The organism is Nocardia arizonensis, assembly GCF_001310275.1.
In the GTDB taxonomy this organism is placed as follows: domain Bacteria; phylum Actinomycetota; class Actinomycetes; order Mycobacteriales; family Mycobacteriaceae; genus Nocardia; species Nocardia arizonensis.
Genome location: NZ_LGYZ01000068.1, coordinates 103759 through 128776 on the forward strand (window position 1 = coordinate 103759; position 25018 = coordinate 128776).

Sequence of the window (25018 nt, forward strand, 5' to 3'; positions counted from 1 at the left end):
CGTCCTATCCGAGTACCCGGGGCGGGTGGATGACGCGCCGGTGACCGCCGCGGCCGTGGCCGGTGACCGCGGACTGTCGCCGCCGCGCCGCCGATTCGAGTTCCGCGGCGGTGCGGCCGAGTATCCGGGTGGCCAGCAGCAGGACGATCTGTTCGCCGGCCAGGCCGATCTGCGCGGCGACCTCGTCCACGGCTTGGTGCACGGCCGGATCGTCGACCCGCCGCGGATCGCTCAGCAGTTCGTCGACATCCATGCCCGCGCGCGCCTGGGCGCGGGTCAGCGCGCGGTCGGGCAGCCAACTCAGCCGCCACGCGCCGCTGTCCCTGCGGGCGGTTTCCGGGCTGATGTCGCTGGTCATGGTCGTTTCGGTGGTGTATATAGCCACAGGGGTGCTTTCGCCGGGAGCAAGTGTGCTCGGATGAATGCCTGGTCGATCGGCCGCCGATCCGGTGCGTCGCGTCGGCGGATGACGCCACGCCGCCGAATCATCGGGACGAAACTGCGAATCGACCGCGAATTCGCACGTCGATGTGCACGCGCCGGGGCGCTGCGATCGCATGGGATCATCGTGGAACCGGCCCTCCCTGACCGGTGGGCGTGGCGCCCGTCACCAAGTCTGTCGCGCCCGGCCCTCCCTCGCCACCCGGTTTCCGCCGGCTACCGTTCGCGCAACCTCGAATCCGCACGTCGGAATCGGTTTCACGAATCTGTCAAGTGGCCCGGCAGCCCACGCGCGACCGGGCGGCTCAGCGGGCGGACAGGCCGGGGCCGACCATATCTGCGGACGGTGCCGGATCTTCCGGGCCGCCGTCGCAACGGGCGAGCATGCCTCTGGCGAGCATGCGCACCGCATCGCGCCAGTCGAGGCCGAGCACCTCGGATCGCTCGGCGATGGCCGCGTGGGCGACCGGTTCGTCGATGAGCGCGGGATTGCTGATCAGTTCGTCCAGTTCCAGGCCCGCCCGCGCCTGTTCCACGGTCAGCGGACGGTCGCCGAGCCAGCTCAGCCGCCAGTTCCGCACTCCCGAATCGGTTCCCCGGTAGGCGTATTCGGGGGTGAGATCACTGGTCATCGTCCAAAAGGTGGTGTATACGGTCATGGCGACCTCCGGTACTACAGCTCTCGCTGCTCCAGCGGATTTCCGCATCTGCCCGGCGCCGTGCGTGCATCGCTCGGCGGCCGATAACACTGGGTGCTGACGATCTCGGCGAGAACTGCCCCGCGTCGGCGGATACCGCACTGCACGAGCACTACTCTCATCACCAGACCCTCCCGAGTCCCTGGTGGGCGACCCCACGGCCTGCTACCAGTGTCCCTGGTTCGGCGTGACTTCGCTACTACCGGTCTGCCAATTGACGCCTCACCTTCGTCATTTGGCATGACATCGATGGGATTAACCCGGAAACGGGTGGCTAAACGCCGCCGCCACCGCCTATCGTGGGCGAGGAGATATCGATATCGGCCGTGCGGAGGGGTGGATCGGCCTATGGCGCCGCATGATTCGGTCATGGCCGCCGTGCGCAATACCCTGACCGGACTGGGCAAACACCGTGGACTGGCGGCGGGGGCCGACCGGTTGCGCAACACCCAGGTGGATATCGCACCGCTGCTCGATCTGCGGATCGTCCGGGATCGCGCCGATCGCGACGGCCTCGAACCACGGCAGGCGGTGGTCTCGGTGGTCCGCGAGACCGCGCGCCGACTCGATCCCACCGACCGGCTCATCGCCGATGCCGCACTGTCGCTCGGCCTGCTGCGCGACGATCCGCCCGCGGGCATCGATATCGACCACCTCTACGCTCCCGAACTCGGCGCACGCCGCGAGTACCTCGCCGCGCACTGGCACACGCTGCACGAATTCCTCGGCGGCACAACGATTCCCAATGCTCCGACGGCGCGGACGCTGCGCGCGGGCCCGGAGCGGCGGGCCTTCACCGCGCTGGCCGAACTGCTCGCCGCCGACCCGGAACCCGCGCCGCCCGAACCGCGCGCGGCGATCGGCGTGGTCACCGTGCTCGGCGCGGCCGTCATCGACCACCACTACACCACCGACCTGATTCCCACCGCCGACGGTAGACCGGCGCGCGGCCGGTTCACCCGCCATATCGGCGGTAAGGGCCTGAACAGGGCGGTCGCGGCCGCCCGGCTCGGATTCCGGGTCCGGCTCATCGCCGCGGTCGGCGACGACGACGCAGGCAGGCAGATCCTGCACCAGCTGCGCGCGGCGGGCGTGGACACCGAACTGGTCAAGATCGTGCCGAACGAACCCACGCCGGTCGCGGCGGTCATCGTCACCGGCAGCGGCGCGAACGCGACCATCGGCGATATGGATCAGGCGGTGCACCTGCGCCCCGAGGATCTCGACACCCCGGCCGCCCGTAGTGCGATCCTGGAGGCCGACGCGGTGCTCGTGACCTTCGAACAGCCACTCGACGTGATCCGCCGCGCACTGCGTCTCCTGCGCGACGTCGCCGACCGGCCCTGGCTGCTGGTACACCCGACCCCGCCGCTCGACACGCCGCAGTACCTGTACGAGTACTTCCGCCGCATCGACTACGTCATCGGCAGCCGCGCGGAATTGCGCGGATTGCTCACCACGCGACCGGATTCCGACGCCGAACCCGATCTCGCCAGACAACTGCTGGCACTCGGCATCGACACCGTGTGCCGCGTCGAGGGTCTCGAATGCCAGGTACGCGCCGCCGACGAGACCGTCATCGACATCCCGCGACTGGACGCCGCGCAATTGCACGAATCCATCGGCGCGCGTGCGGCTTTCATGGCCGCGCTGACCCGGCGGCTGGTGACCCGCGGTGATCCCGCCGAATTCGCGGACTTCTATTGGGCCACCGCGGCGATGACCGCGACACAGTCGTTCGGCGATATCGCCGAGGCCATGCCCGAGGCCGCCGAGATCGATCGGATCGTGAAGTTCGACAGAACGGCGAACTGAGGCGACGCGCCGTCGGCGCTCCGGTCCGGGTCGACACGACGACGAGGCGCGGTGGCGCTATCGTCTCGTCGGATCGTTCGGATGTCCGTCCCACTCACCTCGCGCGGAGGAGCATTGACCACACCCTCGTCGAATCTCGCCGAGACCGAACACCGGCTGACCCGAAAAGGCCGGGAGCTGCGGGTGCGAGTGGGGGAATTACCCGATGGCCGTGACGGCGGCCATATGCTGATCTTCGGTGGGATCGCCGACGACTGCCTGGTCAGGATTCATTCGCGCTGCCTATACGGCGACGCACTGCAATCCGACGACTGCGATTGCGGTCCCGAGCTCGACCTCGCCATGGACCGCATCCAGCAGGAGGACTCCGGTGTGCTGATCTACCTCGAGCAGGAGGGGCGCGGCGCGGGTCTCATCGCCAAGGCGCTCGGCCTGCGCGAGAGCGAACGCCACGATGTGGACACCTTCACCAGCTACGACCGCCTCGGTTTCCCCCGCGATTCGCGTTCCTACGCCAACGCCGCCGCCGGACTCACCGCACTCGGACTGCGCCGGGTGCGCTTGCTGACCAACAATCCGGCCAAAGCGCGCGCAGTGGAGTCCGAGGGTATCCGAGTCGTGGTGGAACCGTTGCTGACCCGCCCGCGCAGCGCCCGCGCCCGCGCCTATCTGCGCACCAAACGCGAAGACGGAAGACATTGGCTGCCAACGTCTTCGGTGACTCCTTGGGCGAGTGAGCTGCCCTCGCCCGAGACCACCCTGCCCATGCCGATACTGCCGATCGACGCCTCGTGGTCGGAGGAGTCCGTCGACGGGTCCGCGCGCGGGAAATCACGATCGCGACGGCCTCGGAACGCCCGGAGTGGACAACGCGGCGGGGAGGACTGCTGATCGTTTCGGGTTGTCCCCTGTGCACCGAAACCGACAATTGGCAAGTATCGGACATCCGCCAAGCGGCATCTGGCTAGGATGAGTGAGCCGCGCCACTCGATGGCATGCGAACCGTGGGACGATGACACAAGTTGCGCCACATTTTATCGTGATCGCGGGCCATCGAGTGAGCGCACGACACAGATATCGGGAACAGGGATGATGAGCACAACAGAGATAGGTTTCGCCCACGAATCCGGCAAGACGGTGTACACCGTGCCGGAGGCATTCCAGGAAACCGTTCGGCTGCGACCGGACCAGGTCGCGCTGCGCACCGTCGGCGGCACGCTGGAGATCACCTGGAAGCAGTACGCCGAACGGGTCGAGGCGCTGGCCGCGGGCTTCGCGGCACTCGGTGTCGGCCACGGCGACACGGTCGGCCTCATGCTCACCAACCGCCCCGAATTCAACCTGGTCGACACCGCGATCCTGCACCTCGGCGCTGTCCCCTTCTCGATCTACAACACCAGTTCCCCCGAACAGATCACCCACTTGTTCACCAACGCGGGCAACAAGGTTGTCGTCACCGAGACCGCCTTCCTCGACGCGATCAAGGGCGCCGACGTTCCCGTCGATCACATCATCCTGGTGGACGGCCAGGCCGAGGGCACCATCGGCCTGGCCGACCTCGAAGCCACGCCCGCGGCCGATTTCGACTTCGACTTCGAGGCCGCCTGGAAGGCCGTCACCGCCGACGATCTGGCGACCCTGATCTACACCTCGGGCACCACCGGCCCGTCCAAGGGCGTGGAGATCACCCAACGCAACGTCGTGGCCCAGATCATCGCGCTGGTGAAGGGTCCGCTCGCCGTCGGCTTCGACGATCGCGCGATCTCGTACCTGCCCGCCGCGCACGTCGCCGACCGGATCTCCGGCCACGCCATCAGCCTGTTGACCGGCATCCTCATCACCTGCGTCCCCGATCCGCGCGAAATCGCCGCGGCGCTGCCGGATGCGCGTCCCACCATCTTCTTCGGCGTGCCGCGGGTGTGGCAGAAGATCAAGGCGGGTATCGACGGCAAACTCGCCACCGAGACCAGTCCGGTGAAGAAGGCGCTGGCCAACTGGGCGATCGAGACCGGAATCGCCAAGGCGCGCGCCGATCTCGCGGGCAAGGGCGGCAATCCGCTGCTCGGTGTGCAGCACAAGCTCGCCGATGCCATGGTGCTGTCGAAACTGCGTGCGGCACTCGGCCTTCAGGATCTGCGGGTGGCGGCCTCCGGCGCGGCGGCGATTCCCGCCGAGACGCTGGAGTACTTCCTCGGCCTCGGCTTCACGGTCAGCGAGGTGTGGGGCATGTCGGAGACCACCGGCGTGGCGACCTATACCGAACTCGACAAGCCGCGACCGGGTTCGGTGGGCCGCGCGGTCGAGGGACTGGAACTGCGGCTCGGTGAGGACGGTGAACTGCTCGTGCGCGGTCCGATCGTCACGCCCGGCTACCGCAAGCAGCCCGACAAGACCAAGGAGGCGCTCGATTCCGACGGCTGGCTCGCCACCGGCGACGTCGCGACCATCGACGCCGACGGCTACGTGCGCATCGTGGACCGCAAGAAGGAACTGATCATCAACGAGTCGGGCAAGAACGTGTCACCGACCAATATCGAGAACGCGGTCAAGGCCGCGTCCTCGCTGATCGGTCAGGTGGTCGCCATCGGCGAGGCCAGGCCCTACATCTCGGCGCTCATCGTGCTCGATCCCGACACCGCGGCCCTCCGCGCCAAGGAACTCGACGCCCCCGCGGACGATCTGGCCGCGCTCTCCACGCGCAAGGAGATCCTCGACGAGGTGCTGGCCGCGGTCGTGGCCGGCAACAAGAAGCTCTCGCGAGTCGAGCAGATCAAGCGGTTCACCGTGGTTGGCGCGCCGTGGGAGCCCGGCGGCGACGAGTTGACCCCGACGATGAAGCTCAAGCGCAATCCGATCGCGGCCAAGTACTCCGAACAGATCGTGTCCCTCTACGCCGATCCGGTGCCCGACACCGTCGTCAACGTCTGAGACCGGGAGAACGGCGGTGGTCCCGAGCCCGGCGGACTCGGGACCACCGCGTTCGGATGCCTACTGTTCGTAGGTGCCGACGATGACCGCGCGGGCCAGGGTGTGGGAGAAGAGGTTGAAGCCGAGAACGGCGGGCGTCGCGGACGTGTCGATGCCGAGGCTCTCCACATCCACCGCGTGCACGACGATGAAGTAGCGGTGCGGTCCGTGGCCGGGGGGCGGCGCCGCGCCGACGTAGCCCGCGTAGCCCGCGTCGTTCTTCAACTCGATCGCACCGGTGGGCAGCGCACCGCCCTCGGAACCCTCACCCGCGGTGCCCGCGCCCGCAGGCAGCGAGGTCACCGAGGCCGGTATGTCGGCGACCGCCCAGTGCCAGAAACCCGAGGCGGTCGGGGCGTCGGGATCGTAGACGGTGACGGCGAAACTCTTGGTCTCCGCGGGGAATCCGTGCCACGACAGTTGCGGGGAGACATCCTTGCCTCCCGCGCCGAACACGCCACTGACCTGTTCGTTCTTCAGTGTCGCGCCGTCGGTGAGGTCGTCGGAGGTGACGGTGAACCCCGGAACCTCCGGGAGCGCGTCGTAGGGGTTGTTGGTCATCGTTTCCTTCCGGAAGTCGGGTAACGGACGGGGGATGAACGGATCAGCTGTGCAGCAGGAAGTGTTCCAGAACCCGGGTGCCGAACTCGAGGGCGTCCACCGGCACCCGCTCGTCCACACCGTGGAACAGCGCAGTGAAGTCCAGGTCCGGCGGCAGTCGCAGCGGTGCGAAACCGAAGCAGCGAATCCCCAAGCGGGCGAACGCCTTTGCGTCCGTGCCGCCGGACAGCATATAGGGCACGGTGCGGCCGCGCGGGTCGTTGGCGAGTATCGCGGCGTTCATCGCCTCGACCAGATCACCGTCGAAGGTGGTCTCGTAGGAGTCCAGTGCGGTGATCCATTCCCGCTCCACGTCGGGGCCGATCAGTTCGTCGACCTCGCGTTCGAAGGCCGCGCGCCTGCCCGGCACCACCCGGCAGTCCACCACCGCCTCCGCGGTCTGCGGTATGACATTGGCCTTGTAGCCCGCCCGCAACATGGTCGGATTCGCGGTGTCGCGCAGGGTCGCGCCGATGATGCGTGCGATGGTGCCGAGTTTGGCGAGCTGTCCTTCGATATCGGGACTGTGCGGATCGAAGCGCAGTCCGGTCTCCTCCGAGACCGCGGCGAGGAATTCGGCCACCGAATCCGACAGCACCAGCGGGAAGGTGTGCTTGCCGAGGCGCGCCACGGCGTCTGCGAGGATGGTGACGGCGTTGTCCTCGTGCAGGAACGATCCGTGACCGGCGCGGGCCTTGGCGCGCAGCCGCATCCAGCCGAGCCCCTTCTCCGCGGTTTCCACCAGATACAGCCTGCGTTCGGTGCCGTCCGGGCGCGGCACGGTCAGCGAGAAGCCGCCGACCTCCCCGACCGCCTCGGTGATGCCGTCGAACAGTTCGGGCCTGTTGTCGGCCAGCCACTGCGAACCCCAGGTGCCGCCCGCCTCCTCGTCGGCGAGGAAAGCGAAGACGATATCGCGCGGTGGCACGGTGCCCTCGACCTTGAACTGACGCGCGACGGCCAGCATCATGCCGACCATATCCTTCATATCGATGGCGCCGCGGCCCCATACGTAGCCGTCGCGGACGGCGCCGGAGAACGGGTGCACGCTCCAGTCGGCGGCCTCGGCGGGCACCACGTCGAGGTGCCCGTGCATCAGCAACGCGCCCCGGTTCGGGTCCGCCCCCTTCAGCCGGGCGAACACATTGCCCCGCCCCGGCGCGCCGGATTCGACGTATTCGGTGGTGTAGCCGACCTCGTGGAGGCGCTCGGCCACCCATTGCGCGCATTCGCGCTCACCCTTGGTCGTCGCCGGATCGCCGGTATTGGAGGTGTCGAATCTGATCAGCTTGCTGACCAGATCCACGACCTCGTTTACCGCACGAGACCTGCTGCCGATCGTCCCGGATCCTTCGCCTGTAACGGACACGTCCCCTTTCCTACCATTGCCGCTGGATCGCCCGCACTCACCGTCGGTTCGCGCGGCGGACTCGATCCGCTCCCGACGGCGGTTTTCCCGACGTCGGGACCAAACATCATCGTGATCGCAACATTCGAGCACACGCCGTGTCCGCCACACCGGGGCGGGCGGCGATCCGCGACGGCGACAACGGCGTCGACGTCATCGATGCCGTTGTCGCCGAAATCCTTTCAGTGCAGCGCACCGTTGCCGTACACCGGCACACCGTCGAATTCGTCGGTCCATGTCTCGTTACGGAACAGTCCGAGCACGGGTATCCGGGGACGTGTCCGGCTGTCCTCGCGCAGGCTCGCGGTGATGGCGCTCGCGGGCGCGCCCGCCCGGATCGCGGGCCGCGCTTCGGGTTCCGGCACGACCGCGGTAACCCTTTTGGGTGCAGGGGCGGGCAGCGGACAGCCCGCGGCGATCCAGTCGACCACGATGCCGCGCCAGGTGCGGTGGGCGGTGCCGGGGGCCACGTCGCCGAGCGCGCGTGCCATCGGGTGGTCGCCGCTGGCGAGTTCGGTGACGAATCGGCTGGCAGCCGGCTCACCCGGTGTGATCCAGCCGTTGCGTGGATCGGCGAGGGCGGCGAGCAGTTGCGGTGTCGGCCGGTCGAACCAGTCGGCGACGGATGCGGTGATCGTGCCTTCGGGTGTGGCCCCGGTCAGCCTGATCCCGCGATGTCCCGCCGCGCCGCGTTGCCGCGAGCGCATGGTGTCGACCATTCGCACCATCAGCGCGGTGACAGCGGTTTCCGGTTCCGACGGCGTGTGCGGATCGGCAAGTGACCGGGTCCAGTCCTCCCAGATGCGAATCTCCTCGTCGGTGAAGACGCGGAACATCGGTCCGGTGGGGCGCAGCAGTTCGAAGAACGGACTCTCGTCGGTGTTTCCGGGGACGATGTAGCCGGCGCGGACGAGTTCGCGCATGAATCCCGCCGGGTCGGCGAACCAGTTGTTGATCGTGGTATCGCCGAGTCGTTTGACGCCGTGATTCTGTTCGCCGAAATGCGCCTTGCGCTGGATCATGCGATACACCCGTGTAGCCGGATCGGGCCGCTCGCGCATTCTGCGCCGGAAATCCTCGCCGAGTCCTCCGGTGGTGGCGAAGGCGACGTAACCGTCCCAGATACGAGTCCAGATGTCTTGGACCGCGCGGTCGCCGCTGGCGGCGCGGATCTCGTCGAGATACAGCTCCACGGTCCGCTTGGCCATCGCCCCGTGGCCGGTCACCGAATTGTCGATCCCGATGTGCAGGCTGTAGAACATGGGATCGATGCCGAGCGATTCCAGAATCGCCACCTGCGGTTTCACCCCGACCACGGCCCATTCCAGGTACAGGGTCATACCGATGATCTCGGGCAGGTAGTCCTCGGAGAATTCGGCGATCACCAATTGGAACAGCGGTGAGGTGAAGGCCGAGTCCACGATGCGTTCGTTCTCGACATAGGCGCGGCTGCCGACCGGCTCGAGATAGACGCCGACGCTGTGCAGCAGGTCGGTGTAGATATTCGAATGGTTGAGTTTGGGGTCGCCATTGCCGAGCTCGTCCATCCACACGTGGAACAGCAGACTGTGCACCTCGTCGATCGGACCGACACGGCCGATATTGCGCAGCCACGCGCCGTCGACCTGATTGAACGGCGCCATCTGCACGAGTCGTTCGATCATCGACTCCCGGGTGAACGCGGAATCGGCGAGGGAGAACGCGGCGGCCGCCTGGGCGGCATCGGTGTAGATCTGCTCGAGCCGCGAACGCAGCACCCGTGTGGAATAGGTGAAGGGGCGCAGGTCGTCGGGACATTCGGGCGAACGCTGGAATTGTCGGGCGTCTGCCAGGAATCCCTCGGCCAGTTCCCGTGCGGTGGGCAGGAAATCCGGATACGCCTCGATATTGAGCATGATGTGGAAATATTCGCGGTCCTTCATGCCGAAGTACGGCCGCCGCTCTCCCTCGACCAGTGCGACACTGCCGTCGGGCATCGGACGCGGGCGCAGGATGCCCAGTTCGCTCCAAGCCGTCACCATGTCGTTGTCACCGGCGGCCGGACCCGCGCCGGGGTCGTCGCCGAGGCCGCGGTCCCAGGACTCGGTGTCGAGGCGCAGGCGCGGCGGGGTGACCGGCGCGTCGATCTCCTGCGCCACGGCCCGCAACACACTGTCGTATTCGGCCTCGGTGATCACCTCGTCCGGCCGCTGCGCGGGCCACCAGCGGGTGCGGCACTCGTAGAAGTCGGCCTGCCACGGTATCGCCATCCGTTTGGTGACATCGCCGGGTTCCAGATCGGCGCGCAGGCGGTGCGGTTCGACGTAGAGGCTCGGATCCCGGCTCGTGTAGGTCATTTCGATGCCGGGGAAGAACGGGCCGCCCACGCACGCCTCACCGGCCGCGCGGTCGAGGGCAGCGGGTTGGTCGGCCACCGGGAGTTGGACCACCGCTTGGGGCACCGAAGGCACACCGGCCCAGTCGGCGACGAAATCGCCGTCGGCCCAACGCCGCAGCGCGCGGTACTGGTGCGGCAGGACCGCGAACCAGGTCGACGGCACGCCCGCCGTGGTGAATCCCTCGTCCCCCGACAGTTGCGGCATGAAGTCGAGGTTGGCCTGACGCACCGCGTCGGGCCCGGTGAGTTCGGGATCGCGCATGCGGGCCAGGACACGCGCGCGGGCGGACCGGGCGGCCTCGCCGTTGTCGGCGAGCTTACCGAGCACCGCGGGTGCGAGCAGGTCGCCCGTGGTGCCCGGACCGTGGCCGCGCCGGGCCAGATCGTTGACCCAGCGCATTCCCGCGGCGCGGGCCAGGATGGGGAAGATGTCGCGGGTGAAGGAGATCTCGCCGGGCTCGGGCAGCCACCCGGCCGTGCGCGCCACCGCGATCTGCACGTCGTACAGGGTCACGATACTGCCGACCGCCGGTGCGTAGTCAGGCGGACCGACCACCACCCACGCGCCGGTGACCGGTATCGGCCGCCCGCCGGACAGGGTGACCGTGGCGGTGACCGGGCCGTCGGAGGTGTCGTCGAACCAGTTGTCGTTGTTGGCGTAGTCGCGCACCGGCCGCCCGTCCACCGACTCCGAGCGACCAGCGCCGCCCAGTACGAGCAGCCGCCCCGCCTCGTCGGTGCGCAGCTCGCCGAGTTCGACACCGACGCCGCGGAATTCACCGCCGTCGAAGCGGATGCCGCGCGCACCCGGGCCGGTGACCGTGCGCGGTCCGGGGTCGATGATCAGCGAATCACGTTCGGCGACAGAGGCATTGCGCGGCGGCAGTGGCGTGCCGCCCGCCGCGGCGGCGGCTTCGGCCGCGGCGCCGCGGAATTCGGCCCACGCGGCCTTCTTGTTGGCGAGGTGGACGGTCCAGACGATGTCGGCGTCGGCGGCGGTGATCTCGCGCAGCGCCGTGCCGTCGGCGGCGAAGCCGTAGAGCCGGAATCTGGCCGCCTGCCGTTTGATCCGGCCCTGCCGATCCTTGAACCGACCTTCGGCGTCGACCGGGCGGCCCGGTACCTCCGGGCCGAGGAAGTACTGGTCCGGGCTGTTGCCGACGCGGGCGAAGCCGATACCGGGATAGATCGCGGCGTAGGCGATGGTCGGCGGGTCGGCGATCGGTTCAGGCGTCGAGTCCGCGCGCGTCCGCTCCGGCGCGGCGGGTCCAGAATCGGTGCTCACGCCACCGTCCTTCGGCTCGGTAGTGGGCTCGCCGCTGCTGGATGTGGTCATCGAAACGTCGCCTTTCTCGGAGTTCGTAGCGTGCCGTGTCGTCCTCGAACAGTGCGGTGACGGCGGCGGTGCCGGTGGTCATGGCGCGCAGCAGGCCCGAGGAGGACAAAGGATCGTAGGTGGCCGCCGCATCGCCGACGGCGATCCAGCCCGGCCCGGTCATGGGCCGCAGCAGCGAGGTGGTCGCGGTCGCCAGGACCGGCGCGGCGACGGCGTCGTCGACGATCCGGGCGCGGGTGTGCGGTGCGGCGGTGAGCAGGTCGGTGTACCGGTCGCGGACGGTGTTCCAGTCGAGCAGGTCGGCATCGCCGAAGAAGAGGGTCACGAGTCCGTCGGCCGACGGCGCGGAGAACCACCAACCGTCCGGGACCGCTTCGACGAGGGTCGCCCGATCCGCGCATTCGGCGTGCCGCCACGCCGCGACCGCCAGGCGGTCGCGCGCGATCCGCCGGGCGCCCATACGGCGTGCGATCAGGGCGCGACGTCCACTGGCGTCGATGAGCAGATCCGCCGACAGCCGGGCGCCGTCGTCGAGCGTCAGTGTCCAGTGCGCACCGTCGCGGTCCACCGACCGGACCGTGGCCTCGACCGAACGTGCACCCGCGGACCCGGCGGCCTCGAGCAGATCGGACTCGAGGCGGTGACGTTCGATGTACCAGCCGTGACCGTGCGGATCGGTGAACTGCTCCCGCGACCGCAATGTCTCGCCGCCCCACACCGATCGGTTCGTCGTACAGGCGCTGGCGTGCGCGGCGACGGCGCCGCGGACACCGAGGTCGACCAGGGTGCGGGTCGCCTCGGCGGGCAGTGTCTCACCGAATTCGACACGGCGGCGGCGGGTTCCGCCGATCACGACGACATCGCGACCCTGGCGCGCGGCACTCGTCGCCGCCGCCGCACCCGCCACGCCGGCCCCGACGACCACCACTTCGGCTCTCGCCACCACGTCCTCCCCCCTTGTGCGCCCATCGGCCGGGCAAAGATGACGCCCGCTCACCCCACCGACCCCGGCACGACCGTACGACGCGCGACCGGAATCGGATGCCGATCGGCGGATATCGCGCGGGCCGTCCCGCACTTGCTCGCGCCGTCACCCGCGAGATGCGACGCGATCGAGCAGCCAAGCGCACCTCACGCCGCCCGGAGACCGCGATGGCGCTGTCAAGGACCCTGACGTCTCGGTCGGCCGAGTGACTGTCACAGCGGCGCGCCCGCTTCCGCGCGCGCCCCTCGACGGTACGGCGATCGGCCACCTCGTGCGCGGTCCTTCGGCGAAGGCGGCACGCGGCCGGGTTCGACGACCCGGCGCCGCGCAACCTCTTTCCATGGTCGGCATCCCGCCGGGCGGACGCGGCGTTGCGCTTTCCATGACGACGCGCGATATACCGCACGAACACCCACGGCGGCCGGATCCCGCGCCCGCCGAATCCGTTTACGCCCGAAAGGGGAACATTCATGCTCACAGGTGCGATCGTCGGCGCCGTCGCCGGAGTCGTCGCGGTACTCGTCCGCGCGGCCGTCCTCAAGCGCCGCAAGACGAAATCCGATGCCGCTCAGGCGGATTGATCGGCTCCGTGCGCTAGGACAACAGCAGGCAGTCGCCCTTGCCGCCTTCGGGGCCGTGACGAGCGGCGTCCTCTCGCACCGCGCCCGATTGCCCGGCGTCGAACCCCTCACCTCGCCGGGCAATCACACCGCGCCGGTCCGGCATCGCCGCGCGGTCGCCGAGACCGTGCGGACCCTCCTCGAGGACCACTTCGACGGTCGCCAGTCGGGCCGGCACGCTGCGGGCGAGCCGTCCCCGGCAGACCCGCCGGCGTGACGCGAGAGTCACCGCGCGAGTTCCCGTTCGACGGAAACAGCCTCGGCGGTGGCCGGTTTGACCACCTCGGCGCGCGACCGCCCCCGGAACAGCACACGCTGACCTTCGACGAGCACCCGGTAGCCGGGCGTGTCGATACAGGTGTGGTCGACGAAGACGGGCAACTCCCGCCCGCCGCGAACTCGCTCAGCATGATCGAAACCGGACGGGCGGTCATGGCGATATGCGCGAACGCCGTGATATGCGAAGGTGAGCCGATGAACTCCGCGCACCGTCAACTCGACCACACCCTGCGCTTCGACTGGGGCCGGATCGGGGCCGAAGCGATCGCCGCGGACGCCGACGTCGCCGTGGTGGTCGATGTGCTGTCCTTCACCACCACGCTCTCGGTCGCGGCGGATCTCGGCGTCGAAGTGCTGCCCTACCGGTGGCGCGACGAGTCCGCGGGGCGGTTCGCGCGCGAACGCGAGGCCGTCCTCGCCGTCGGGCGGCGCGCGGCGGGCCCCGGACAGGTCAGCCTCTCCCCCGCCACCGTCCGTGCGGCCACGGATCTGCGGCGGCTCGTCCTGCCCTCGCCCAACGGGTCGACGATCGCGTACGCGCTGGCCGACCACAGTACCTGCGTCGGCGCGTCGCTGCGCAACGCGCGGGCGGTCGCGGACTGGATCACGGCCGAATACCCTGCCGGAACGACGATTTCGGTGGTCGCCGCCGGCGAGCACTGGCCGGACGGCACGTTGCGTCCCGCCGTCGAGGACCTGTGGGGCGCGGGCGCGGTGCTCGCCGAACTGCGGCGGTCGCACTCCGGTGCGTCGCTGTCGCCCGAAGCCGAGATGGCCGTGACGGCGTGGCAGTCGGTGTCCGGTTCGGTGGAATCAGCGTTGCGGCACTGCGCGTCAGGACGGGAGCTGATCGAGATCGGTTATCTCTGCGACGTTCTCGTCGCCGCCGAGATCGACCGGAGCCGTTCGGTGCCGGTGCTCGACGCCACCGGGGCATTCGTGAACCGCGCCGAGTCACCGGGCTGACCGCCCCTCGGACCGAACTCGCCGGGCAGCGGCGAACCGGTGCGCCCATACCGGGATCTCGGCATCACACACCGCGCGCTGTCCGCCGCCGACCCGGAGGTCCGGCCGCAGGGGCGATCGGCTCCCGCCGCCACGGATCCGAGCGGTCAGAGATTCAGACCCGTTCCGTGGACACCGTATTCGTCGATGAGGGCCAGCTCGGCCTCGGTGAGGTCGGGGAACTCGGCCGCGGCGATATTGTGGTCGAGTTGCGCGGTGGAACTCGCGCCGATCAGCGCGGAGGTCACCTCGGGACGGCGCAGCACCCATTGCAGGGCGAGCTGGGCCAGCGACTGGCCCCTGGCCGCGGCGATCTTGTTCAGTTCCGCCGTGCGCCGCCGGTAGGTCTCGTCGATCACCTCCGGCGCGAGGAACGCGCTGTCGCGCGCCCGCGCGCCGTCGGGGATGGTCTCGAGGTACTTGTCGGTCAGCAGACCCTGGGCCAGCGGCGAATACACGATCAGGCCGAAACCGTCCGCGCCCGCGGCGGCGAGCAGACCGTCGGTCTCGGTGCGGCGGTCGTAGATCGAATAGCGCGCCTGATGGACCAGCAGCGGCACGCCCTCCTGCCGCAATACGCGCGCGATCTCGCGGGTGCGGTCGGGCAGGTAGTCGGAGACGCCGACGTAGAGCGCCTTGCCCTGCTGAACGGCGCTCACCAGCGCGCCGGCCGTCTCCTCCAGCGGCACGGTCGGGTCCGGGCTGTGGTGGTAGAAGATGTCGACGTAGTCGGTGCCGAGATCGCGCAGACTGTGGTCGAGCGAGGTGAGGATGGACTTGCGCGATCCGCCGCGCAGATACGGGCTCGGACCGATGGGATTGCCCGCCTTGGTCGACAGGATGAGTTCGTCGCGGTAAGGGCGTAGATCCCTGGTCAGCACCGCGCCGAAATTCTTCTGCGCCGCCCGGTGCGGCGGCCCGTAGCGGTCGGCGTTGTCGAAGTGGGTGATGCCGAGATCGAAGGCGTGCAGGATGATCTCGCGCTGTGTGGCGAACGGGTAGTCGGTGCCGAACTTCTGCCAGAGGCCGAAGGAGAACGACGCCAGATCGAGTCCGGATTTGCCCGCACGGCGATAGTCGACCTTCTCGTAGCGGCGCTCCGCGGCGGTGTAGGTCTGGTCGAATACGCCGTAGGCCATCTGGGTGGTGCTCGCTCTCCGCTGTTGTCGACAGGTCGACGGTTATCGGTTTCCGAGAGAGTTGACCACTTCCCCGCCGGTATGGCGACCGGTCGGGCCGCGCGGACAGCGCCACGCCACCGCGCGGATCACTGCCGCCGAGGTTCTCCGGCGACCGCGGCCGGACTCAGGCCGGTCGCGTGGCGCGGTACCAGGTGATGCGGCCGAGCAACCGATGGCGCCGTGACTCGGTTTGCGCGCAGTCGAATCCGGCCGCGGTGAACAGGCGGGGAATGGCGTCGCCGAGATTGCCGGCGAGATGTGCGCCGCCCAGTTGCAGTCGGGCGCCGATACCGTCGGCGCGGGTCATCGGACCGCCGACGTCGGCGAGGTGCAGGCTGCCGCCGGGGCGCAGCACCCGGAACACCTCGGCGGCCACCGCCGACTTCACGTCGCGGCCGAGATGGTGGAACATCATGGACGACAGCACCCGGTCGAAGGACCCGTCCGGGTACGGCAGATCCTGCCCGTAGGCTTGTTCGAAGCGGATATTGTCCATGCCGCGCGCTTTTCGCTCGGCGCGGCGCAGCGCGAGCGGATCGGGATCGGAGCCGACCAGTTCCGCGGACGGTTGAGCGCGATGCGCCCTGACAGTGAGTTGGCCTGTGCCACATCCGATTTCGAGTACACGGTGATCCGCTTCGATGGCGGCGTCGCGAATGATCGTCTCGTGCACGCGGGCCACACCCAATGCGGCGGTGAGCAGATCGTAGACGGGCAGCAGGGCGTCGCGGCCCGCCGCGGGCAGGTAGTCGTGGCGGTTGCCGAGGGCGCGGGTGACGGAGTCGGTGTGCTGGTTGGTCATGATCCCATCGTGGCCGCGGCGCGCTCGGCGATGTTGGGTGATATTCGGAGGAATTTGGACTATTTTCGGTCGAGTGTCCGATGTGCGACCACGCGCGGCCCGGCTGCGACGGCAGGTGCGGGGCATACCGGTCTACGGCTATCGCACCGATCCCGACATTCCTCCGGTATCGGTGCTGCGGCTCGACAACCTCGACCAGCTCGACGTCGAACAACCGCACATCCACGACTTCCCCGCGCTCGTGTACGCCCCGCGCGAAGCGGTCGTCTTCGTCCTCACCCCCGGGCAGGTCGTCGACCCCGGCGACACCCCGATCCCCGGGCACAGCATCACGATCTTCTTCGATCCCGACGCCCTCGGCCGCACCCCGTGGCCGACCTGGGGTCGCCACCCGCTGCTGTCGCCGTTCCTGCACGGACACGCCGGCGGCCTGCTGCGGGTCGAACTGCCCGCCGACGACAGCCTGTGGGAACCCACCGCACGCGCGCTGGAAGCCGAGATCGCCGAGCGGCGAGCGGGCTACCGGCAGGCGCTGCTGGCCCACCTGACCCTGCTGCTCATCGATCTGGCGCGGCGCACCGCCGACGTGGTCGAGCAGTGGCGCGGTATGGGCGAACCCCTGCTGGCCGATGTCTTCGACGTGATCGACAAGCGCTACCGCGAACCGCTGTCGCTGCGCGATGTCGCCCGCGCGGTCGGCGTGACACCCGGACATCTGACCACGGTGGTCGGCCGCCGCACCGGGCGCACCGTCGGCGACTGGATCACCGAGCGGCGCATGGCGGCCGCCCGGGAGTTGCTGACCGATACCGACCTGCCGATCGGCGCGATAGCCCACCGCGTCGGCATGCCCGATCCGGCGTACTTCACCCGCGTCTTCCGCCGCACGCACGATATCCCGCCCCGGGAGTGGCGCGGCCGCTCGTTCCGAACGGATTCGGCGACATCGCGATCGTTCTAGCCGATCCGGCCGAACCGGGAGCGGCGCGATCAGGCCGTGCCGTCACGCCAGTCGGTCGGCGTGAACTGCTCGAAATGGACCCTGTCCGCCGCGATTCCCCTGTCGCGCAGATCGGTTCGCACGATTCGGAGGAATTCGGCGGGACCGCAGACGAAGAAGTCGGCCCCCTCGGGCAGTGCGAGCGCGGACAGGTCGAGCCTGCCGCCGCGCTCGCCCTCGACGGGTTCGTCGTACCAGAGTTCCAACGTCGCCTCGGGCAGGCGCGCGGTCAGCTCGAGCAGGCGCGTGCGCAGCGGGTGCGTGCGCGACGCGCGGTCCGCGTGGGCGACCAGAACGGTGCGCCCCGGCGCGTGGGCGGCCAGATGTTCCAGTATGCCGATCATGGGGGTGACGCCGATGCCCGCCGAGATCAGCACCACGGGCGTATCGGCCTCGGTGTCGAGGGTGACATCTCCGAACGGCAGGGTGATCTGTAGTGCGTCGCCGACGCCGACGGTCTCGTGCAGCCGGGTCGAGACCTCACCTGCCGGGCGATCACCCGCGTCGAGGCGTTTGACGGCGAAGCTGAGCCGCCCGTCCCCGGACGCGCCGATCAGACTGTACTGCCGCAGTTGCCTGGCGCCGTCCGCCATCCGCACGCCGACCGAAACATACTGTCCGGGAACGAAGTCCGGCAGCGGATCGGTGTGGTCCGCGGCGGCTACGGTGAAGACCGCGACACCGGGAACGTCCTCGGTCCGCGACACCACGGTCACGTCGCGGAAGACCGCGCCGGGTTCGACCCCGGCGCGGTTGTAGAGCTGCTTCTCCAGATCGATCAGCGCGTTCGCCATCGTCCAGTACACCCGGTCCCACGCTTGCGCGACCGGTTCGGTCACCACATCCGCGCCGAGCACCTCCACGATGGCCGCGAACAGGTTGTCGTGCACGATGTCGTACTGGTCGGCGGTGATGCCGAGCGAGGCGTGCTTGTGGCCGATTCGCGAGAGCATCGCCGTGGGATGGGGCAGGTCCGGGTCGACCAGATAGGTGGCGAAGAACGCGATGGACGCGGCCAGCGCCCGCGGCTGGGTGCCCTCGGCCTGGTTACCCCGGTTGAACAGGTCCCGGATGAGCTCGGGGTGGTTGTCGAACAGGGTGCGGTAGAACACGGTGGTGATCTCGTCCACGTGGGCGCCGACCAGCGGCAGTGTCGCGCGCACGATCGCGGCGTGATGCTCGTCCAGTTCGGTTTCGCCGCGGGTCACGGTAGTCATCGCAGGTTCCTCTCATTCCACGTCATCGCTCGCCGAGGTGACGGCGAGCAGCTGCAACAGTCCGGCCGTCGGGCCGTCGACCAGATCGGTGACGGTGTAGCGGTCGAGTTCGCGGTAGAACGCGTCCTCGGCGTCGGCCAGCGCGCGCCGCAGGCGGCATCCGCCGATGAGCGGACACGGCCGGGTCGCGCTGCAATCGACCACCGGACGGCCGCCCTCGAGTTCGCGGACGAGTCGGCCGACCGATATCTCGCGGCCGGCGCGGGTGATGAACAGGCCACCCGTGCGACCGCGCTGGGCCTCGACCAGACCGAGGTCCACCAGCTTCGACACCGCCTTGGCGACATTGTTCTCCGAGACGTCGACCTGGCGGGCGATCAACCTGGTCGTCACCCGTTCGTGCGAGCCGTCGTTCACCGCCAGCCGCATGATGGTCCGAAGACCGATGTCGGCGAACCGGGACAGTTGCATGGGACCGACGCTACCGAGCCGGCGCGCCAGCGCGCCCATGACAGGCGGGTGGCCTTAATTACCCTGGGTCGTGCGGTTTTTACAGCTGCCGTCGGACGATCACCGGTGACGCGCGCCATAGTCCGCGCCTTCGGCTATGGCCGGGAGGTCACCGAAGGATGCCGCGCGCCGCGCCGTCGACCAGCGCGGTGTCGGCGTAGGACTTGTGTACCGCGGCCTGACCGCCGATCTGGCGCATGGGATCACCCGCGTCGGCTTCCCCGATCTCCGGGGAGCACACCAGATCGCGCGGTTTGCACACCTCGGTCACGGTGATCCCCCACTTGCCCGCCATATCGCGATCGGGTCGGCTGCCCGACACGGCGGGCAACAGCTGGCCGATGCCGAATGTCTCGGGCCGGGCGCCGCCGACGAGATCTCCGTCACCGGGCAGGCGATCGCCGTCGGCGACGAGCAGCGCGGCGATCAGGCCGGCAGGCCGGTCGGCGAGCGCGTAGGTCTGCAAGGTGCGATGGATCACCATCGCACCCTGGGAGTAGCCGCCGAGCACCAGCCGCTTGCCCTGACATTCGGGGGCGCGCCGGAAGTCGTCGAGTACGCGCCCGGTCTTCACGACGCCGTCGGCGATGCTCGCGAAGAACGAACTGTCGTCCCGGGTCACCGACAGCAGCGTCTCCACCGGTACGGCCGCGTAGTCGACGGCGACCGCGTTCACGGTGGCGCCGCGCGTCGCGAGTTCACCCGCCATCGAGGCGTAGGCCGACCAGACCACCGGACCGAGGCCGCCCTGTGCGGACGCGGATTCCCCCGATCCGCGCGCGCCCACGAAGACGACATCGGCCCGGCAGGCCACCTCGATCGCGCTTCGGACCGGTTCGGGATCGACCGCCGAAGCGGACGGCGCCAACACCGTGATCAACACCGACGGCAGTGACAGCACCGCCGCGACGGCGCGCGAGCGCCGTGGCCTTCTCAGTTGAGCCCCCGCAATTGCTCGACGCTGTACGGGGTGACCTCGCCCGCGCCGCCCTCGAGGGTCTTGCGCGCCCATTCGGGATCGGCGATCAGCGCCCGGCCCACCGCCACCAGGTCGAACTCCTCGCGCTCGGCACGCTCGAGCAACTGTTCGATTCCGGTGACGGCGCTTTCGGTCGCGCGGCCGCCCGGACCGACGAACTCCGCGTCCAGACCGACGGAACCGACTGTGACCGTGGGCTTCCCGCTGAGCTTCTTGGCCCAGCCCGCCAGGTTCAGGTCGCTGCCGTCGAATTCGGGAAGCCAGTAGCGTCGGGTCGAAGCGTGGAAGGCATCGACACCGGCGCGGGCGAGCGGGGTGAGTATCTGGTCGAGCTCGGCCGGCGTCTCGGCGATCCGGGCGTCGTACTGTCCCGACTTCCACTGCGAGAGCCGGAAGAAGATCGGGAAGGTCGGGGTCACCGCCGCCCGCACGGCCTCGACGATCTCCGCGGCGAAACGCACCCGCGAGGCGATATCGCCGCCGTAGCCGTCGGTGCGCCGGTTGGTGCGGCCCCAGAGGAATTCGTCGATGAGGTAGCCGTGCGCGCCGTGCAGTTCCACACCGTCGAAACCCAGTTCCAGCGCGGTCGCCGCCGCGTCGGCGAAGGCACGGACGACATCGTCGATATCCCGCGCGCCGAGCGCCTGTCCCTTCGGCGTGCCGTCCAGGTCGATTCCCGACGGGCCGACCGCGGGCGCCTCGGGGACCGGGCCGCGGCCCTCGGTGCGGGTCACCCCGACGTGCCAGAGTTGCGGAATGATCCGACCCCCGACCGCGTGCACCTCGGCCACCACGCGCCGCCATCCGTTCAGGGCGTCCTCACCCCACAGCCGCGGGATACTGTCGCTCATCCCCGCCGAGGGATGGCCGACGAAGGTGCCCTCGGTGATGATCAGGCCCACGTCGGCCGCGGCGCGGCGCGCGTAGTAGCGCGCCACGTTCTCGCCGGGCACGCCGCCGGGCGAGAGCTGCCGCGTCATGGGCGCCATGACGATCCGATTGGCCACGGTGAGGTCACCGATGGTCAACGGCCTGCCGAGAACCTCCGCGGCCCTCCTGGAGCCGAGCGTGCTGGTCACGTTTACCTCCCGAGCTGATCTTCCACCGCGGTCGTCCACGACGAACCGGAAACCGACTGCCTCGCAGTCTCTTCCATCGCGAAGTGTAACGGTCCCGATCGCAACCCTCTCGTGCGCGACCCCGGTTCCACATTGGTACGCGACCGTTCCACGTGGTAGGCGGCGGCGCGAGGGCACCGAGAGAGATTCGAATCACGTGGATCACCATTCGGCCGGTCGGGCGGTGTCACGGCGCGCGGAGTGTATTTCGATCAGCGGCGCGAGCACCGCCGGATCCGCCCCGCGCCTACGCGCCACCGCCGTGCCGATGCTTTCGGGCGGCGCTCATCCGGCGGGGCGGTCCGATCAGCGATCGCGGCGGGCGCCATCGGAGGCGATCACGCCGAACTGGGTCGGGGCGGCGAAACCCCTTGCCGCGAAAGCCTTCTCGACGGCGGCGGTGACGGCCGGCACGGTCGCGGTCGGTACAAGCGCGATGGCCGCGCCGCCGAATCCGCCGCCGGTCATCCTGGCTCCTATCGCCCCGGCCGATGTCGCCGCCTCGACCGCCGTGTCGAGTTCGGGGACCGAGATCTCGAAGTCGTCGCGCATGGACGCGTGCGAGGCATCCAGCAGTGGGCCGATGGCGGTGGGGCCTTCGGCGCGCAGGGTGCGCACGGTGTCGAGGACCCGCCGGTCCTCGGTCACGACGTGGCGGACTCGACGGAAGGTGGTGTAGTCCAGCAGATTTCGCGCACGGTCGAGGTCGGCGACCCCGACGTCGCGCAGGGCGCGCACGCCGAGTGCGGCGGCGCCCGCCTCGCAGGATGCGCGGCGTTCGCGGTAACCGCCGGTCGCGTGGGCGTGACGGACACCGGTGTCGATCACCCGCACGGTCAGGCCGGCCGCGGCGAATCCTAGCGGCACCACCTCCGATCGCCCGGTTCGGCAGTCGAGGAAGACCGCGGCGTCGGGGTGTCCGAGAAGTGCCGCGGACTGGTCCATGATGCCGGTCGGCGCGCCAACCACCTCGTTCTCGGCGCGCATGCCCACCTGCGCCAGCGTCGATCGGGGCAGGTCGGCGTTCCACAGATCGGCCAGTGCCAGCGCGACCGCGCTCTCGACGGCGGCCGAGGAGGACAGTCCCGCGCCCACCGGAACCGTGGAGTCGATCACCAGATCGACACCGGGCACCTCCGCGTGTTCGACGCCGTATTCGCCCAGCGCCCACGCCACGCCGAGCGGGTAGGCCGCCCAGCCGCGGATCTCCCCCGCGGCCTTGGCGCGCACCAGATCCGCCGGCGCGACCGACACCGGTTGCGCGCCGAAGGTGCTCGCCACCCGCAGCACGCCGTCGGCGCGCAGTCCGGCCGCGACGACGGTGCGCCGGTCGATGGCGAACGGCAGCACGAATCCCTCGTTGTAGTCGGTGTGTTCGCCGATCAGGTTCACCCGGCCGGGCGCGGACCACACGCCGTCGGCGATCCGTCCGGTGAGATCGGTGAACAGCGCGCACACGTCAGTCACGCCGCGGCCACCCCGATCCGCGCCGCGGACTCCTCGGGCTCGATATCGCCGCTCCACGCGCCCATCGCCGCCTCCGATCCCACCGCGTACCCGAGTTCGCCCGCCCGTCGCCGCCGCGATGTCGCACGCGGGCGCGGCGCGTCCCGCGATCGACCGGTTCGCGACCGTCGGCGAGCCTCGCCGTCCGTGTCGCGATTCCCGAGGCCATCGCAATACGATAACTTCGTGGTCGCGGTGCCGCCCGCCGCGCCGCTCCAGCGGCATTCGGCCGACGCATGTTCAGTCGAACATCGGAAAGCGGCCGGAACGCAGCAGTTCGGAGATCGCGCCGCGGGTGATCTCCGGCGCGGCGTAGTCGGGGTGCAAGCGGAATATCGCCGCGGCGTCATGCAACCGCGACATCTGCTGTTCGACGGCCTCGACGTCACGGCCGTTCGCGGTGACGGGATGGGTGGCCAGACCCGGGCGACGCGGATCGATGCGACCGAGATCGATCGCGTTCGCGACGCGACGCGAACAGCGGCACGACGCGCCCGCGTCGACGCGCCCGCAGGTCGCGGTCAGGAATGCGGCCATGCGGCCGCGGACGCGTTCCCAACGCTTGCGATAGGCGGCGGGAGTGGTGTCGAGAATCCAGGCGGCGTCGGCGGAGGGCATTTCGAAGACATCGTGCAGGACGAACACGACCCGTTCCGCGCGGGTCAGGCATTGCAGCATCGCCTGACTGCATCGCAACCGGACCTCGGCCGCCAGCAGGGCGGCGTCCGTACCGCGGTAATCCGCACTTGCCTGCCCCTCGACCAGGCCCTCGCCGAATTCGTCCAGGCTCAGATTCGCGATTTCCTGCGGCGATTTGCGGGCGGCGTCGAGCAGATGGTTGACGCCGATGCGGTAGGCCCAGGTGAGCAGGGTCGCCTCGGCACGCCACGTGGCGAGGCGGGTGAGCGCGCGCAACAGGATCTCCTGGGTGGCGTCCTCGGCGTCGGCGGGGCGACCGGTCATGCGCAGGGCCAGCCGGTAGACGGGGGTCTGCAAGGCCCGCACCACCTCGGTCACCGCCGCCGCGTCGCCGCGCACGGCGCGCGCAACGAGTGCGATCTCCTCCGGCGACGGACCGGTCGCGGCGACCGCCCGACCGGCGGCGGGATCGCTCGCCGCCGATCGCGGGCCGACTGTCCGCTCGCCGAGATCGGAATCCATCAACCGATCGTCGCCCCGGCGCGCCGCCGACGCAATCGCGGTCAGCGGATCGCCTCCGGTTCGGGCGCGCCCAGCGCGTGGCGGCGCACCCAGTCGGCGAGGGCGATGCCGATGCGGTTTGGTTGATCCTCCGGCGCGTGATGGCCGCCCTCGCCCACCGAGACGACCTCGCAGGACGCGAACCGCCGCGCCGCCCACGCGATATTCTCCGGCGATCCCAGACCGATGCCGTTGTCCAACGCCATCAGCAGTTTCGGCACCTCCGGCGACTCGCTCATCCAGCGTCCGTAGTCCGCCACGATCTCGACCACGTCGGCCGGTGCGCCGTCCAGGGGGAATTCCCGCGGCCACATCAGCATGGGCAAGCGCGACCGCGGTGTGGGATAGGGCGCGCGGTAGGCGTCGAGATCGGCTTCGGTCAGCCGCTTCGCCACGGCAGGCAGGTTGACCTCGAGGAACATGTTCTCCTCGAGCACCATGCGCTCACCCTCGGCCGACCGGAAGCCGCGGAACAGTTCGGCCGCCCGCGGGGCCATCTCCGACCACCGCAGCGGCCGCAGGAAGGTCTCGACGAGCGCGATGCCGCGCACCCGGTCGGCGTGCCGAGCGGCCCAGTGCATGGCGAGCGCGCCGCCCCAGTCGTGCCCGACGAGTACCACGCCGTCGAGGCCGAGTCCGTCGAACCAGGCGTCGAGGTAGCGCGCGTGGTCGACGAAGCGGTAGTCGATATCCGGCTTTCCCGAGGCGCCCATGCCGATCAGATCGGGCGCGAGACAGCGAACGCCGTCGGACAGGTGCGGGATGACGTTGCGCCACAGATAGGAAGAGGTCGGATTGCCGTGCAGCAGGACGACCGGCGTGCCGCGGCCGGTGTCGACGTAGTGCATGTGGGAGTCGAGAATTGCCGCGATGCTCACGGGATACCCTTTCGCCGTTCGGTACATCCGGTTGGACGGGCGTTCCGATGCCGCTGTGACAGTCCGGCGAAGTGGTATGTGTCACATCGTGGCCCG

The 25018-nt window shown here is 69.5% G+C and carries 22 protein-coding genes; 5 read left to right on the forward strand and 17 right to left on the reverse strand.

What is annotated here, in order from left to right:
- Window positions 1-4: 4 nt before the first annotated feature.
- Window positions 5-358 carry a hypothetical protein gene (locus tag APZ21_RS14080; RefSeq protein WP_174553630.1) on the reverse strand — a complete coding sequence of 118 codons (354 nt, stop codon included), beginning with the start codon at window positions 356-358 and terminating at the stop codon, window positions 5-7.
- Window positions 359-746: 388 nt separating this feature from the next.
- Window positions 747-1073, reverse strand: a complete 327-nt coding sequence (locus APZ21_RS14085) for a hypothetical protein (RefSeq protein WP_054813745.1) — start codon at window positions 1071-1073, stop codon at window positions 747-749.
- 414 nt (window positions 1074-1487) lie between these two features.
- On the opposite strand from APZ21_RS14085, the gene APZ21_RS14090 reads away from it, so the two are divergent.
- The 3 genes from APZ21_RS14090 (at window position 1488) to APZ21_RS14100 (ending at window position 5882) form a co-directional block, all read left to right on the forward strand.
- Window positions 1488-2954 carry a carbohydrate kinase family protein gene (locus APZ21_RS14090; RefSeq protein ID WP_054813746.1) on the forward strand — a complete coding sequence of 489 codons (1467 nt, stop codon included), beginning with the start codon at window positions 1488-1490 and terminating at the stop codon, window positions 2952-2954.
- A gap of 114 nt (window positions 2955-3068) precedes the next feature.
- Window positions 3069-3845, forward strand: a complete 777-nt coding sequence (locus tag APZ21_RS14095; protein ID WP_239476620.1) for a GTP cyclohydrolase II — start codon at window positions 3069-3071, stop codon at window positions 3843-3845.
- 198 nt (window positions 3846-4043) lie between these two features.
- Window positions 4044-5882 (forward strand): AMP-dependent synthetase/ligase, encoded by a 1839-nt coding sequence (locus APZ21_RS14100; protein WP_054813748.1) that lies wholly within the window; start codon window positions 4044-4046, stop codon window positions 5880-5882.
- Between the two features lie 60 nt (window positions 5883-5942).
- Here the strand turns inward: APZ21_RS14100 and APZ21_RS14105 are convergent, their stop codons facing one another.
- From APZ21_RS14105 to APZ21_RS34025, 6 genes are all read right to left on the reverse strand, one after another.
- Window positions 5943-6482: a YbhB/YbcL family Raf kinase inhibitor-like protein gene (locus tag APZ21_RS14105; RefSeq protein WP_054813749.1), complete on the reverse strand. Its 540-nt coding sequence runs from the start codon at window positions 6480-6482 to the stop codon at window positions 5943-5945.
- Window positions 6483-6525: 43 nt separating this feature from the next.
- Window positions 6526-7890, reverse strand: coding sequence for a M20/M25/M40 family metallo-hydrolase (locus APZ21_RS14110; RefSeq protein ID WP_174553629.1), 1365 nt, complete (start codon window positions 7888-7890; stop codon window positions 6526-6528).
- A 221-nt stretch (window positions 7891-8111) separates the two neighbouring features.
- On the reverse strand, window positions 8112-11591 hold the full coding sequence (locus APZ21_RS14115) for a LodA/GoxA family CTQ-dependent oxidase (protein ID WP_054813751.1): 3480 nt from the start codon (window positions 11589-11591) through the stop codon (window positions 8112-8114).
- Complete coding sequence (locus APZ21_RS14120) at window positions 11533-12585, reverse strand: NAD(P)/FAD-dependent oxidoreductase (RefSeq protein WP_162240337.1); 1053 nt, start codon at window positions 12583-12585, stop codon at window positions 11533-11535. Before APZ21_RS14120 ends, APZ21_RS14115 begins: the two co-directional genes overlap by 59 nt.
- A 636-nt stretch (window positions 12586-13221) precedes the next feature.
- On the reverse strand, window positions 13222-13476 hold the full coding sequence (locus tag APZ21_RS14125; protein ID WP_063125177.1) for a hypothetical protein: 255 nt from the start codon (window positions 13474-13476) through the stop codon (window positions 13222-13224).
- On the reverse strand, window positions 13473-13628 hold the full coding sequence (locus APZ21_RS34025) for a S1 domain-containing protein (RefSeq protein WP_156371065.1): 156 nt from the start codon (window positions 13626-13628) through the stop codon (window positions 13473-13475). The genes APZ21_RS14125 and APZ21_RS34025 overlap by 4 nt, the downstream gene beginning before the upstream one ends.
- A gap of 93 nt (window positions 13629-13721) precedes the next feature.
- Between APZ21_RS34025 and APZ21_RS14130 the strand changes: the two genes are divergently transcribed.
- Window positions 13722-14492, forward strand: coding sequence for a 2-phosphosulfolactate phosphatase (locus tag APZ21_RS14130; RefSeq protein WP_054813775.1), 771 nt, complete (start codon window positions 13722-13724; stop codon window positions 14490-14492).
- Window positions 14493-14638: 146 nt separating this feature from the next.
- Here the strand turns inward: APZ21_RS14130 and APZ21_RS14135 are convergent, their stop codons facing one another.
- Together APZ21_RS14135 and APZ21_RS14140 are read right to left on the reverse strand one after the other, a co-directional pair.
- Window positions 14639-15670, reverse strand: coding sequence for an aldo/keto reductase (locus APZ21_RS14135; protein ID WP_054813754.1), 1032 nt, complete (start codon window positions 15668-15670; stop codon window positions 14639-14641).
- Between the two features lie 166 nt (window positions 15671-15836).
- Window positions 15837-16514, reverse strand: coding sequence for a class I SAM-dependent methyltransferase (locus APZ21_RS14140; RefSeq protein ID WP_054813755.1), 678 nt, complete (start codon window positions 16512-16514; stop codon window positions 15837-15839).
- 73 nt (window positions 16515-16587) lie between these two features.
- Between APZ21_RS14140 and APZ21_RS14145 the strand changes: the two genes are divergently transcribed.
- Window positions 16588-17475 carry a helix-turn-helix transcriptional regulator gene (locus APZ21_RS14145; RefSeq protein WP_239476621.1) on the forward strand — a complete coding sequence of 296 codons (888 nt, stop codon included), beginning with the start codon at window positions 16588-16590 and terminating at the stop codon, window positions 17473-17475.
- Between the two features lie 29 nt (window positions 17476-17504).
- On the opposite strand, the gene APZ21_RS14150 is transcribed toward APZ21_RS14145, so the two are convergent.
- The 7 genes from APZ21_RS14150 to APZ21_RS14180 form a co-directional block, all read right to left on the reverse strand.
- Entirely contained in the window at window positions 17505-18731 is a 1227-nt protein-coding gene (locus tag APZ21_RS14150) for a globin domain-containing protein (RefSeq protein ID WP_054813756.1), read from the reverse strand.
- A gap of 12 nt (window positions 18732-18743) precedes the next feature.
- On the reverse strand, window positions 18744-19202 hold the full coding sequence (locus tag APZ21_RS14155) for an RrF2 family transcriptional regulator (protein ID WP_054813777.1): 459 nt from the start codon (window positions 19200-19202) through the stop codon (window positions 18744-18746).
- A gap of 148 nt (window positions 19203-19350) precedes the next feature.
- Window positions 19351-20142 carry a cutinase family protein gene (locus tag APZ21_RS14160; protein WP_054813757.1) on the reverse strand — a complete coding sequence of 264 codons (792 nt, stop codon included), beginning with the start codon at window positions 20140-20142 and terminating at the stop codon, window positions 19351-19353.
- A gap of 32 nt (window positions 20143-20174) precedes the next feature.
- Window positions 20175-21299, reverse strand: a complete 1125-nt coding sequence (locus tag APZ21_RS14165) for an NADH:flavin oxidoreductase (protein ID WP_054813758.1) — start codon at window positions 21297-21299, stop codon at window positions 20175-20177.
- 345 nt (window positions 21300-21644) lie between these two features.
- Window positions 21645-22805, reverse strand: coding sequence for a galactokinase (gene galK / locus APZ21_RS14170; protein WP_054813759.1), 1161 nt, complete (start codon window positions 22803-22805; stop codon window positions 21645-21647).
- A 279-nt stretch (window positions 22806-23084) separates the two neighbouring features.
- The gene (locus APZ21_RS14175; protein ID WP_082393092.1) at window positions 23085-24005 is read right to left on the reverse strand and encodes an RNA polymerase sigma factor; all 921 of its coding nucleotides are present in this window, start codon (window positions 24003-24005) and stop codon (window positions 23085-23087) included.
- A gap of 41 nt (window positions 24006-24046) precedes the next feature.
- Window positions 24047-24922, reverse strand: coding sequence for a haloalkane dehalogenase (locus APZ21_RS14180; protein WP_054813760.1), 876 nt, complete (start codon window positions 24920-24922; stop codon window positions 24047-24049).
- Window positions 24923-25018 lie beyond the last annotated feature (96 nt).

What these genes read in the sequence shown, in the direction of transcription:
- APZ21_RS14130 (WP_054813775.1), top strand. Translation starts at nt 13,722, where the DNA reads ATGAACTCCGCGCACCGTCAACTCGACCACACCCTGCGCTTCGACTGG.
- APZ21_RS14140 (WP_054813755.1), bottom strand. Translation starts at nt 16,514, where the DNA reads ATGACCAACCAGCACACCGACTCCGTCACCCGCGCCCTCGGCAACCGC.
- APZ21_RS14175 (WP_082393092.1), bottom strand. Translation starts at nt 24,005, where the DNA reads ATGGATTCCGATCTCGGCGAGCGGACAGTCGGCCCGCGATCGGCGGCG.
- APZ21_RS14155 (WP_054813777.1), bottom strand. Translation starts at nt 19,202, where the DNA reads ATGCAACTGTCCCGGTTCGCCGACATCGGTCTTCGGACCATCATGCGG.
- APZ21_RS14105 (WP_054813749.1), bottom strand. Translation starts at nt 6,482, where the DNA reads ATGACCAACAACCCCTACGACGCGCTCCCGGAGGTTCCGGGGTTCACC.
- APZ21_RS14100 (WP_054813748.1), top strand. Translation starts at nt 4,044, where the DNA reads ATGATGAGCACAACAGAGATAGGTTTCGCCCACGAATCCGGCAAGACG.
- APZ21_RS14085 (WP_054813745.1), bottom strand. Translation starts at nt 1,073, where the DNA reads ATGACCAGTGATCTCACCCCCGAATACGCCTACCGGGGAACCGATTCG.
- APZ21_RS14080 (WP_174553630.1), bottom strand. Translation starts at nt 358, where the DNA reads ATGACCAGCGACATCAGCCCGGAAACCGCCCGCAGGGACAGCGGCGCG.
- APZ21_RS14135 (WP_054813754.1), bottom strand. Translation starts at nt 15,670, where the DNA reads ATGGCCTACGGCGTATTCGACCAGACCTACACCGCCGCGGAGCGCCGC.
- APZ21_RS14090 (WP_054813746.1), top strand. Translation starts at nt 1,488, where the DNA reads ATGGCGCCGCATGATTCGGTCATGGCCGCCGTGCGCAATACCCTGACC.
- APZ21_RS14150 (WP_054813756.1), bottom strand. Translation starts at nt 18,731, where the DNA reads ATGACTACCGTGACCCGCGGCGAAACCGAACTGGACGAGCATCACGCC.